This is a genomic window from Luteimonas sp. 8-5, assembly GCF_029763755.1.
Classification (GTDB): domain Bacteria; phylum Pseudomonadota; class Gammaproteobacteria; order Xanthomonadales; family Xanthomonadaceae; genus Cognatiluteimonas.
In genome coordinates this window covers 1-12,075 of sequence record NZ_JARUVM010000114.1, presented here as the reverse complement: position 1 = coordinate 12,075, position 12,075 = coordinate 1, and the positions used below count along the sequence as shown (strand labels likewise).

At 68.5% G+C, this 12,075-nt stretch carries 7 protein-coding genes; 1 reads left to right on the top strand and 6 read right to left on the bottom strand.

Going from position 1 to position 12,075, the window contains the following annotated elements; genetic code table 11:
• Positions 1-1,482, top strand: a 1,482-nt coding sequence (gene rho / locus QAA18_RS10960; protein WP_279412983.1) for a transcription termination factor Rho, incomplete at its 5' end; no start/stop codon positions are given.
• Between the two features lie 90 nt (positions 1,483-1,572).
• Here rho and QAA18_RS10955 read toward each other — a convergent pair.
• The 6 genes from QAA18_RS10955 to QAA18_RS10930 all read right to left on the bottom strand — a co-directional run.
• Complete coding sequence (locus tag QAA18_RS10955; protein ID WP_279412985.1) at positions 1,573-3,213, bottom strand: M4 family metallopeptidase; 1,641 nt, start codon at positions 3,211-3,213, stop codon at positions 1,573-1,575.
• Positions 3,214-3,215: 2 nt separating this feature from the next.
• Positions 3,216-3,755 (bottom strand): hypothetical protein, encoded by a 540-nt coding sequence (locus QAA18_RS10950; RefSeq protein ID WP_279412982.1) that lies wholly within the window; start codon positions 3,753-3,755, stop codon positions 3,216-3,218.
• Positions 3,752-4,177, bottom strand: coding sequence for an EF-hand domain-containing protein (locus tag QAA18_RS10945; RefSeq protein ID WP_279412981.1), 426 nt, complete (start codon positions 4,175-4,177; stop codon positions 3,752-3,754). The genes QAA18_RS10950 and QAA18_RS10945 overlap by 4 nt, the downstream gene beginning before the upstream one ends.
• Complete coding sequence (locus tag QAA18_RS10940; RefSeq protein WP_279412980.1) at positions 4,174-5,343, bottom strand: TIGR03032 family protein; 1,170 nt, start codon at positions 5,341-5,343, stop codon at positions 4,174-4,176. The genes QAA18_RS10945 and QAA18_RS10940 overlap by 4 nt, the downstream gene beginning before the upstream one ends.
• Positions 5,344-5,350: 7 nt before the next feature.
• Positions 5,351-10,897: a hypothetical protein gene (locus tag QAA18_RS10935; protein ID WP_279412979.1), complete on the bottom strand. Its 5,547-nt coding sequence runs from the start codon at positions 10,895-10,897 to the stop codon at positions 5,351-5,353.
• Positions 10,898-11,057: 160 nt separating this feature from the next.
• A partial coding sequence (locus QAA18_RS10930; RefSeq protein ID WP_279412978.1) for an ankyrin repeat domain-containing protein occupies positions 11,058-12,075 on the bottom strand: 1,018 nt, incomplete at its 5' end.

Below are 12,075 nucleotides of genomic sequence, written 5' to 3'. Positions count from 1 at the left end.
GAACCTCCCCAGCAGCAGGCCCAGAACCAGCAGCAGGGCGGCGGCCATGACCAGCGCGACGGCGGCCGCGGCAACCGTCGCGACCGCTTCCGCAACCGTCGCGACCGCCAGCGTGGCGGCGGCGACCGTTTCCGCGACGACGGCCTGCCCCGGGACGACAACGGCGGCGAGCAACCGCAGCCGAACCGGCCGATGCCGACCATCCCGGAAGGCTTCCCGCAGTATTCGCTGGGCGACCTGAAGCGCATGCCGGCGCAGAAGCTGCTGGACATCGCCGAGCAGCTCGGCCTCTCCGAGACCGTGGCCCGCGCGCGCAAGCAGGACGTGATCTTCGCCCTGCTCAAGGTGCTGACCCGCACCGCCGAGGGCGTGGCCGCCGACGGCGTGCTGGAAATCCTGCCCGACGGCTTCGGCTTCCTGCGCGCGGCCGAGGCCAGCTACCTGGCCGGCCCCGACGACACCTACATCTCGCCCTCGCAGATCCGCCGCTTCAACCTGCGCACCGGCGACCACCTGTCCGGCCGCATCCGCTGGCCCAAGGACGGCGAGCGCTATTTCGCGCTGAACGTGGTCGACGAGATCAACGGCGAACCGATCGAGGCGTCGAAGAACAAGGTCCTGTTCGAGAACCTGACGCCGCTGTTCCCGCGCCGCAAGTTCAAGCTCGAGCGCGGCGACGGCTCGACCGAGGACATCACCGGCCGCATCCTCGACCTGATGGCGCCGCAGGGCAAGGGCCAGCGCGCGCTCATCGTCTCGCCGCCGAAGGCGGGCAAGACCATGATGATGCAGCAGGTCGCCACCGCGATCACCAGCAACCATCCGGACACGCACCTGATCGTGCTGCTGATCGACGAGCGCCCCGAGGAAGTGACCGACATGCAGCGCACCGTGCGCGGCGAAGTGATCTCCTCCACCTTCGACGAGCCTGCTGCGCGCCACGTGCAGGTCGCCGAGATGGTGATCGAGCGCGCCAAGCGCCTGGTCGAGCACAAGAAGGACGTGGTGATCCTGCTCGACTCGATCACCCGCCTGGCCCGCGCCTACAACAACGTGGTTCCGAGTTCCGGCAAGGTGCTCACCGGCGGCGTCGACGCCAACGCCCTGCACCGCCCGAAGCGCTTCTTCGGTGCCGCGCGCAACGTCGAGGAAGGCGGTTCGCTGACCATCATCGCCACCGCGCTGGTCGACACCGGCAGCAAGATGGACGAGGTGATCTACGAGGAGTTCAAGGGAACCGGCAACTCCGAGGTGCACCTGAACCGCCGCATCGCGGAGAAGCGCGTCTACCCGGCGATCGACATCAACCGCTCGGGCACCCGCCGCGAAGACCTGCTGATCGAACCGGAGCTGCTGCAGAAGATCTGGATCCTGCGCAAGCTGCTGCACGGCATGGACGAGATCGGCGCGATGGAGTTCCTGCTCGACAAGATGAAGAGCACCAAGTCCAACGACGAGTTCTTCGCTTCGATGAAGCGTTGATCCGCGGGAGCGGCGGAAGCCGCAAGAAAAAGGGCGCCCTCGGGCGCCCTTTTTCGTTCCGGGGTCGCGGCTTCCGCCGCTCCTCCGCCTTTACATGACGCTGACGGCGTTCCAGGCTGCGGCAACGGCGTTCTGCTCGTCCGAACCCGCGCCGAACAGGTCCTCGGCCGCGCTCAGCGTCGCGGCACGCGCGCCGGCGTAGTCCGTGTTGGAGGTCATGTACACGGCCAGGGCGCGGTACCAGATCTTCTCCGCGGCTTCGCGGCCGATGCCGGTGATGGCGGTGTTGCCGTCGCATACCAGGTCGCCGGGGGTCAGGCCGAACTCCGTGTCCGCACCGAAGCCGTCCGGCACCACCGCGCCTTCGGCCAGCAGGTAGTAGAAATGGTTGGCTACGCCCGAGTTGTAGTGCACGTCGATGTCGCCCAGTTCCGGGATGTAGCAGTCCGGCGAGGTACCGTCGAGGCTAGGCTTGAACATGTAGCGCAGCGCCAGCGTGCCCGGGTTGTTGGCGTAGATGTTCTCGCCGATCAGGTAGTCGACCGGGTCGGCCGGATTGTTGGCGTAGTACTCCACCATGGTGCCGAAGATGTCGGAGGTGGCCTCGTTCAGGCCGCCGGACTCGCCGTCGTACTCCAGGTCCGCGGTATGGCTGGTCACGCCGTGCGACATCTCATGGCCGGCGACGTCCAGGGCCACCAGCGGGTTGGTGGTGACGCCGTTGTCGCCGTCGCCGAAGGTCATGCAGAAGCACGAGTCGCGCCAGAACGCGTTGGCGTAGTTGCGGCCGTAGTGCACGCGGCTGGTGGCGCCGACGCCATCATCTGCGATGCCGTGGCGGCCGTGGCGGTCCAGGTAGTAGTCCCAGGTGACCGAGATCCCGTAGTGGGCGTCGACCGCGACGGTTGCGGCGTCGTTGAGCAGGCCGTTGCCCCAGGTGTTGTCCGCATCGGCGTAGACCGAACCCATGCCGTTCTGGCGCATGCCCATGTTGGTGGTGCTGCCGCCGCCGCGGGTCTGGTCGACCAGCTCGTAGCCGTTGCCGCAGTTGCTGGTGGCCAGGGCCACGGTGCCCTCGAGCAGGCTGTGGCCGATGCCTTCGGCCGCGACCGGGTCGGTGCAGCCGCCCTTGTCGCGACCCGGCTTGGCGGTATGCACTTCATCCCACTTGGCCAGGATCGAGCCGTTGCCCGCGTCGACGATGTAGCGCATCTCGGTCGGGGTCTGGTCGGCGCGGATGCCCGACATCGTGACCTCGTAGGCGAGCACGGGCTGCGGGCCGCGCGCGTACACGACCAGGCGCGCACCCGGAGGGGCGTCGAACGCCGTGGCGAAGTCGGTGCTGGCCGCGACGATGGCACGGCCGCTGCTGATGCCGGCGGCGAGGCCCGGGCGTGCGCTGGTCGCCAGGGTCTGGCTGATGCCCGCGACCTGTCCGTTGCGCGAATGCACCACCAGGTCGCCGCCGATCATCGGCAGGCCCTGGTACAGGCGCTGGAAGCGGACGTGCTCGGTGCCGTCGGCGTCGACCAGCACCGCACCGGGAATGAACTCGTCGGCGCTGGCGGCCTGCGCCTGGTTGGCGACCGCGCGGTTGGCGAGCAGGGCCTTGGCACGCGCGGCGACCGCGTCGCCGCGGGCGGTGTCCGCATGGCCGCGCTTGGCGGCGGAAGCCGGGGACGCAACCACCAGGGCGGAAACGATCGCGGCGCTCAACAGACTGGTCTTCACTTTCATGCTGGTATCCCCGTAGTGGTCTTGCGTTGCTTTTGATGGATTGGCGCTGGCGGCAGCAGGGTGGCGCCGTCGAACCAGGAAACGCGCAGCACGAAGCCGCGCGGCGAGTAGCCGATGAAGCTGTAGCCGGTCACCGGCTCGAAGGCGACGTCGTAGCGCTTGGCGAGCATCGGGTTCTGCACCTCGATGAGCATGCCCAGCGCCTCCGGCACGGGCAGCGATGCGTTGTACGCCTGCAGGACCTGCCTGGAGGCGTTCGCGACCGCCAGGGCCTGGCCCTTGCCGCGTTGCGCCGAGTCGTAGAACTGGCGGGAGGAGTAGGTGGGTTGGCGCAACCTCGGCAGTACCCGCACCGTCGCGGTGCCCACGGCACAGACGGTGCCGTCGTCGTCGCGGGCAATGCACACCGCCTGGCTGGCGCGCTGGCGGGCGCGGCCGTCGTCGCCGATGGCGTTGTTGCGCTTCCAGAACTCCAGCAGCTCGGCCTCGAGTTCCGGCGTCACCTGCCGCCACACTGGAATCGGATCGAGGCTCACGGTTGCGTGCCTCCCTGCTTGCGGGCGGCGGCGGCCAGGGTCCGTACCGAAGCGATGTATTCGTCGAACTGCAGGCGCTTGTCGCCATTGGCGTCGAAGACGGACAGGGCGGGCGCGTCCTTGCCGGCCTGCATGACCAGGGCAAGGCTCGCGTACTCGGCGCCGTCGAGGCCGTTGTCGTCGTTGCGGTCGAGCTTCTCGAACTGCGTCCGCAGCCGTGCGGCGATGCCGCGCTCGACCACGGCGCGCCAGCCAGCGTCGAACTCGGTGCGACTCAGCACGCCGTTGTGGTCGGTGTCCCAGGCTTCGAACGCCTTGTCCATGCGGGCCGATGGCGCATGCGCCTGTGTTTGTGCCCGCGCCCCGGCGCCCGCCCCGGCGGCCAGCAGCAGGCCCGCGACGACAGGGAGCATGGCGTTCATTGCGGCGCCGCCTCCCGTCCGGCCGGGGCGATCTCCGACTCGAACGTGATCAGGTCGCGGATTTCCGGCGTGCGCAGGCCGATCATCATCGGGTTGCGCACGTTGGGCAGGAAGCTGATGTCGAAGATCTCGGTGATGTCGCCCTCGAACCGGATCCAGTTGAGCACGTCGCCGTTGACCAGCGACACGATCTGCACGCCGCACCACGGCTCGGCGTCGTGCTTGCGCAGCTCCTCGTCGAGCTGCAGGCCCTCGAAGCGCTGGTTGCGCGGCTTGGACAGGCCGACCGCGGCGACGTTGCCGATGATCGACAGCCCGCGGGCGAATCCCGGCACGAAGGCGAGCGGCACGAACGCCTTCTTCTCGAAGTCCACCCAGCCCAGGTAACCGGTGCCCGCGTTCAGTACCCACAGCCGGCCGTTGGCCCAGCGCGGCGAGTGCGGCATCGACAGCCCTTCGCACACGATCTCGTCGGTTTCGATGTCGATCACCACGCCACCGTCCTGGCGGCGGTCGCGCCATCCGTCGACGGTGTCGCTCTTGCACACGGCGGTGACGTACTTGGGACGCCCCTCGACCATGGCCAGGCCGTTGAGGTGGCACCTGTCCTCCGGCGCCAGCTTGCTGATGAAATTCGGCTTCCAGATCGCCTTGAAGCTGTGGGTCTGGCTCAGCTCGGCAAGGCAGGAATACTTGGTGTTGACGAACACCACCTTGCCGTTGCTGCGGATGCCCAGCTCATGGATGTCCAGGTCGCCGATGGTCTGCGCGTTGCGCGGCACATAGCACTTGTCGAACTGGCCGTGGATGATCTCGTTCGGGCGCAGCGCGTTCTCGAAACGCCAGAGCTGGTACAGCCCGCCCAGGTAGATGCGCTGGGCGTTGCCGACGATGCCCATGGCCCGCTCGAAGATGCGCTCGAAGAACGACACCCGGCCCTGCTTGTCGCTGCCCACCAGGTAGACGCGGCCGGTCTGGTAGGACGAGATGGCCAGCGACATGCGGTTGCCGGCCAGCCAGCCGGCGAGCCCGCGCGAGCAGGTCTTCTCGACCTTGAGCCGGGTAATGTCCTTCGGCTTCTCCGGCGTGGCCGGGCCCTTGGCGGGCTCCGGCGACACCGTGTCCAGTCCGGTTTCGAGCTCGGGCGTGGCGGTGCTGTCGTTCAACTTCGTGTTACCAGGTGTAGCGGACCAGCAGCTGGCCGCCGTAGAAGCCCTGCAGCGCATCGCCGTCGGCCAGGTGGATCCCGCCGGTCGCCGACAGCCGTCCCTTCTGCACGCCCAGGCCCAGTTCGGCGAGGAAGCTGTTGCCGGAGGTGCTGGTGCGGCCGTTGAAACGGTCGGCAATGGTGTAGCCGGTGTTGCCGTCCATCTCGCGCACGGCGCTGAGCGCACCGTAAGGCGTCCAGGTGAAGCCGTTGCCGCCATCGAAGGTGCGGTCGAGGGCGAGGCCGACGCGCGCGCGTTCGGAAACACCGCCATAGATGTCCATTCCGATCTCGCTGCCCTCGACGGTGTCGATGTTGTCGACCACCGAGCGGGTGTACTGCAGCTGCGGCACGAAGTTCACGCCAGCCATGCTCCAGCCGGTATAGCCGCCCTCGAAGTTGAAGGCAGTAGCGTTGCCGCTGGTGCGCTGCTCGCCGCCGACCGACATCAGCGTCGCGTCGAAGTCCATCCAGCGCCACGAGGCATCCACATAGAACCGGTCGCCGGCCCAGCCGACGTACAGGCCGGAGGTATGCAGGTCGATGTGGTCTCCGCCGCTGGCATACGAGAGCTTCTGGGTGCCCTCGGCATTGCCGCCCATGATGCCGAAGTTGATCCCGTTGCCCAGGGTCAGGTTCATGCCGAACTCGGTGCCGGTGTTCTCCTGGCTGAAGCCGAAGTCGCGGTCGCCGCCGAAGCCCGAAGCGCTCGGATCGACATCGCCCTGGTCGGAGAACGCGCGGATCCAGGGGCCGAGGCCGACATCGCCTTCGCCCAGCACCGGGGCCACGCCGAGGCGCTGGCTGCGGGTACCGATCGAGCTGTTGATCAGGCTGTGCGCGGCGTTGGCCACCGAGCCGGCGGTCACGCCGGCGTCGTTCAGGCCCTCCACTTCGACGAAGGCGTTGATGACGTAGGTCGTGGACGCCGGCGTGATGGGACCGCCTGCCACCCGCACCGACAGGTCGAGGAAGTTGCTGGGATTCAGGTTCAGCACCCGGCCGCCGACGAAATCGTCGCCACCCCAGGTTCCGGTCACGTAAGCGAACGGATTCGGATAGCCATTGAAGGCGTCTTCCATGCCGTTAATCGTCACGTTCACGGTCTGGCTGGTCCCGTCGACCACGTTGCCATCGATGTAGATCGTGTCCCGACCCAGGTCGACGTTGATGGTGCCGTGTCCGCCGAGATCGCCCCGCAGCATCAACCAGTCGTTGGAACGGTCGCTGCTGGCGAGGTTGATGACCCCATCGTTGTACAGCGCCTGTGCATCGGCACCCATGTCGATCACGCCGTAGTCGCTGGCGCTGATCGTGCCGGCGTTGTGGAAGCTGTTGCCGTCCGCGCCGCTGGCCCCCAGGTAGATCCCGCCGTTGGCCAGGTGGATCCTCCCGCCGGCCCCATTGTCGATGCTGTCGTCGCCGTCCCCGAAGCCGGTGACGTAGTTGTCGACGACCCAGGTGCCGCCGCTGCCATTCGCGAAGAGGTCGTCCGCGGCGAACGTGATGATGGCACCGGTGATGGCGCCGGTGTTGTGGATCTCGTTGGCGCCGCTGCTGCCGACCACGGCGACCGAGACGGGCGCATCGGTCCCGATGGTGCCGTTGTTGTCCAGGGTGGCGGTGCCGACCAGCGACTCCATCTGCACCGCGACCGCCACCGTATCGTGGCTGGCGGAGATGGTGCCGGAGTTCTCGACCAGCACGTCGCCGTAAGCGCGCGCGTAGACGCCGATCGCCGTGCCGTAGGGACCGGCCGCGCCGCTGATCGACCCGCTGTTGCTCACGGTCGCGCTGTAGTAGCCGTTGGCAAGGGCGCCGACGCCCACGCCGTAGGTTCCCTCGGCGGAGATGTCGCCGCTGTTGGTGATGCTCGCATCGCCGACGAACGAGTAGGCGTAGGCGCCGAACGCATTGCCGAGCGCGTTCGCCGCGACGTCGCCGCTGTTGTCCACCGCGGCGCTGTAGTCGCCATCGACGTACATGCCGAAGGCAGCCGCATAGCCCTGCGCCGCGACGCTGCCGGAGTTCGTGGCCTCGGAGTACAGGCCGCGCGTCAGCACGCCGTAGGCGGTGCCGTAGGTGGAAGTACTCTCGATGTCGCCGCTGTTGGTGACCGACGCCGTTCCCAGCGTGGCGCGCGCGAACGCACCGGCGGTGGTGCCGACGTAGCTCGCCGCGGCCAGGATGCCGTTGCTGTCGACGCTGACGTTGCCGTCGCCGGTGGTGGTCGCGAACACGGCGGCCGACAGGCCGGTGACGCTGTAGGACTCGACCGAACCGCTGTTGTCGACGGCGATGTCGCCGCTGGTGGTGCTGGCGAAGACCGCGAGGGATTGCCGCCCGCCGTCGCTGAGGATGTCTCCGCTGTTGTCGATGGCGATGTCGCCGCCGACCGTTTCGGCGTTGATGCCCCACGAGTAGCCGAGGTACGGACCGGAGTAGCCGGCCTCGATCGTGCCGCTGTTGTCGATGGCCACGTCGCCGAGGCCGGAGCTGGCGCGCACCGCATAGGCCACCCACGCGTCGAGCACGACGTCGCCGGAGTTGGCGATGCTCGCGCCCTCCATGCCGACCACGTCGATGCCGCCGCCCAGGTAAGGCGTGGTCACCGCGATCGTGCCGCTGTTCTCCACCGAGGCGGAGCCGTTGGTCGACGCCGCCACCGCGCCGAAGGCGGTATAGCCGACGAACGCCGTATTGACCACGGTGATGTCACCGGAGTTGTCGACGCTTGCGTCGCCATTGAACGACAGCGCGACCGCGCCCTCGGCGTTGCCGAGCGAGTAGGCGAAGATGCCGCCGGAGTTGTCGATCATGGCGTCGCCGGCTGCCGAGGCCGCGATGCCGGTGGCCACGCCGCCGAACTGGGACAGCGCATAGGCGTTGGCGTCGCCGCTGTTGCTGATGGCGACGCTGCCGTCGACACCCAGCGAGCGGCCTTCGATCGCGCTGCTGCCGCTGAAGCTGATCGCGGTCGAGGTACCGGAGTTGTCGATGGTGATGGCGGCGCCGTCGGTGCCGCTCAGCGCCTGGATGCCGGCCGCGTAACTGCTGGAGTAAACCCCGCCGTTGTACGCGTAGTAGCCGCCCAGTACGTCGCCGGCGTTGTGGATGTCGATCGATCCGCTGGCCTGGGCATAGATGGCCACTGCCGAGTCGTAGCCGCGCACGGAGATCGAACCGTTGTTGTCGACGCTGGCGCCGCCCTCGCCGCCGCCGGCGTAGATGCCGAAGGCTTCGCTGACGCCGTAGGTGCGCACGTAGATTTCGCCGTCGTTGCCGACCGCGACCGAGTCGCTGCCCTGGGCCTCGATGCCCGCCGCCCAGGTGTAGCCGAATGCGCCGATGTAGCCGCTGGCGCCATTGATGACTTCGGCGTTGGCGCCGTAGGCGAATACGCCGTCGGCGAGCCCGTTGGGCGAAATCGCGACCAGGACGCCGTCGTTGTGGACGGAGACGTCGCCCTCGGTGGAATAGGCATAGATGCCGATGCCGTCCAGCAGGACGCTGCCGGCCTGGATCGTGCCGCTGTTGTCGACGTGGACGTCGCCGGCGTCGCTGGTGGCATTGACGCCACGCGCATCCCCGTAAGCGACCGCCGTGATCGAGCCGCTGTTGTCCACCGTGGTGAGGTCGTCGCCGTTCACCGCGATGCCCGCGGCGGCATAGAAGCCGTTGGCCTCGATGGTCCCGCTGTTGGCGACGTTCATGTCCACGGCCGAACCGAGGACGCCATAGGCGTAGCCGTAGAACGCGAGCGCGCCGATCGAGCCGCTGTTGTCGACGTCGACGTCGCCGTAGTCGGCCCGGGCGAAGATGCCGGCCGCCGTGTCGGCATAGCTGTAGGCGTAGATGTCGCCGCTGTTGCCGACCGTGGCGCTGCCTTCGCCGGGACGGGCGAAGATGCCCACGGACTGGCCGTAGACGCTGGAGTAGATCGACCCCGAGTTCTCGACGTGCACGTCGCCCACGCCGGTCGTGGCCAGCACGCCCCAGCCGCTGCCCGCGCCCTGCGAATAGATCGTGCTGATCGTGCCGCTGTTGACCACGTCCACGTCGCCCGCGCCGGCATTGGCGCTGATGCCGTAGGCGCGCCACGCGTCGACGCTGATGTCGCCGCTGTTGGTGACGGCGACGCCGTCCATGCCACTGGCTTCGATGCCGGTGCCGATGTACTTGGTCATCACGTCGACAGAACCGGAGTTGTCGACGAATGCGCCGCCGTTCTGCGAGGCGGCGATGATGCCGCCGGCCGAGTAGTACAGGAACGCCGTCGACTCGACGCTGATGTCGCCGGAGTTGGTGATGCTGGCGTCGCCGTTGAACGAGAGTGCCACGGCGCCTTCGGCCAGGCCACCGGAATACACGTCCACCAGGCCCGAGTTGTCGATGCTGGCGTCGCCGTCGGCCGACGAGACCAGGCCGGTGGCGCCATAGAGGTACTTGCTGTACTGGCCGACGTAGACGTTGCCGGAGTTGGTGATGCTGGCGCTGCCGCCGGCATTGCTGGCCAGGGCTTCGATGCCCGCGGCGCCGTAGTAGCCCTGGGCGATGATGTCGCCGGTGTTCTCGGCAGTGGCCACCCCGTCCATGGCGCTGCTGGCGACATGGATGCCGGTGCCCATGATCGCGTAGTTGTAGCTGCCCGCGGTGATGGTGCCGTTGTTGGTGGCGTGCGCATCGCCGCCGGACTGCACGTAGATGCCGTTGGAATAGAAGCCGTTGGCGTAGATGTCGCCGTTGTTGGTGGCGCTGGCGCTGCCGCCGTCGCCCGCGGTGGCGTAGATGCCGAACGAGTAGCCGCCGGCGAAGGCGACCGCGTCGATGCTGCCGTCGTTGACGACCGTGGTCAGGTCCTCGCCCTGGGCTTCGATGCCGGCAGCCCAGGTGGCGCCGTAGGCGGTGATGCTGCCGGTTTCGGCATTGGCCACGTCCACGTTGCTGCCGGAGGCGAAGATGCCGTCGGCCAGCGCGTCGTAGGAATAGGCGTAGACGCTGCCGGAGTTGGCGATGGTGACGTCGCCGCCGTCGGAATAGGCGTAGACGCCGATGATGTCGCCGGGCCCGACCGAGGTCACCGAGCCGTCGTTGTCGATCGCGATGTCGCCGCTGCCGTAGGCGTGGATGCCGTTGGCCGCATAGGTGGCGATGTCGGCGAGGCTGGTGACGCCGATGTCACCGGCCCAGTCGGCCAGGATGCCGGCATCGCCCGGCGCGGGCATGACGGTGCTGGGGGATTCGTCGCCGACGACGAGGGTCAGGTCCTCGACCGCGAAGTTGATGGTGTCGACGAAGTCGCCGTTGCAATGGACGACGTTGTCGACCGGAACGGTGCAGTCCCCGGCGAAGGCGACGCCGCTGCCGGCGACGGCGAAGGCGGCCGCCGAAACGGCAAGCGCGGTTCGTACCGCACGCGTGACGGGGGCAATTCTGGGGCCTCGCCGGCGCTTGGCGCCGCTGGTCCCGATCCCCGTAGCCACGGCCCCGACCTTCTGCTCGCTTCCGTTCATGTCATCCCCGTTTGCAAAGTCTGATCCGCCCGACGGCCGCGATGTCAGCTGCCGTTCAGCGTCCCACTGAATCGCTGACTTATCCACTGATGGACGACGTGTGTCAACCCGAAAGCCGGCCTGCGGCAGTGCCGCAAAAAGGATGTATCCGTTTTCACCACTAAGGTTCGCGCAGGAATCGCGCCATCGAAACGCCCTGCGTGGCGGGGGCGTATTCACCTGCCACGTCGACGAAACCGCGCATCACCGCGATCTCCCGCGGGCTGCGGTTGAGCGCATCGCGCAGGTTCGGATCGCAGCCGGCGCGCAGCAACCGCTGGGTGACCCGCAACAGCCCATGCAGGGCGGCCAGGTGCAGCGGGCCGAAGCCGCGCGGATCCTGCACGTCGAGCGCGACCTCCTCGTCCAGCAGGCGCTCCAGCGCGGTCAGCACGACCTCCTCGTCGCAGGCGGTGCCAGGCTCGGCGCGCGCGCCGAGCAGCAGCAGCAGCGGCGTGACGTTGCCGGCGGCGGCCATGTCCGGCTCGGCGCCCGCCAGCAGCAAGGTGTCCAGCAGGGCCAGTACGCGCGGCTTCTCGCGCGCGGTGAAGGCGAACAGCACGGCGCAATGCAGCGGTGTGAGTCCCTGCGCATCGCCGGCATGGACGTTGGCACCGGCCTGGAGCAGGCGGGCGCACAGGTCCGGCAGGCCCAGCGCGGCGGCCAGCATCAGCACGGTCACCTCGCCCGGCAGGCGCTGCTCGAGGCCGGCGTTGGCCGCGAGCAGGCGGTCGACGATCTCGCCGTGGCGCATGCTCACTGCCGCCGAGAGCGGCGTGGCGCCGGTGCGTGCAGCGGCCTGCGGGTCGGCGCCCCGTTCCAGCAACAGTTCCACGCACGGCCGGTGGCCGCCACCGGAAGCGCGCAGCAGCGCGGTGCAGCCCTGGCTGTCGGTGGCGTCTATCGGGAAACCGAGATCGAGCAGGCGGCGCACGGCGCCGGCATCGCCGACGATCGCAGCCGCCGGCAGGTCGCTGGCCCGCAGTGCGCGCCGCGGCAGCGGCCAACCGTTCCAGTCAAGCCAGTCCACCAGGTCGCGGCGGCCGCTGGACAGGGCCACGCCCAGCGGCGTCTGACCGTCGGCCGCGCGCAGCTCGGGGGAGGCGCCATGCAGGACCAGGAGTTTCAGCGGCTGCTCG

What these genes read in the sequence shown, in the direction of transcription:
- QAA18_RS10945 (WP_279412981.1), bottom strand. Translation starts at nt 4,177, where the DNA reads ATGAACGCCATGCTCCCTGTCGTCGCGGGCCTGCTGCTGGCCGCCGGG.
- QAA18_RS10935 (WP_279412979.1), bottom strand. Translation starts at nt 10,897, where the DNA reads ATGAACGGAAGCGAGCAGAAGGTCGGGGCCGTGGCTACGGGGATCGGG.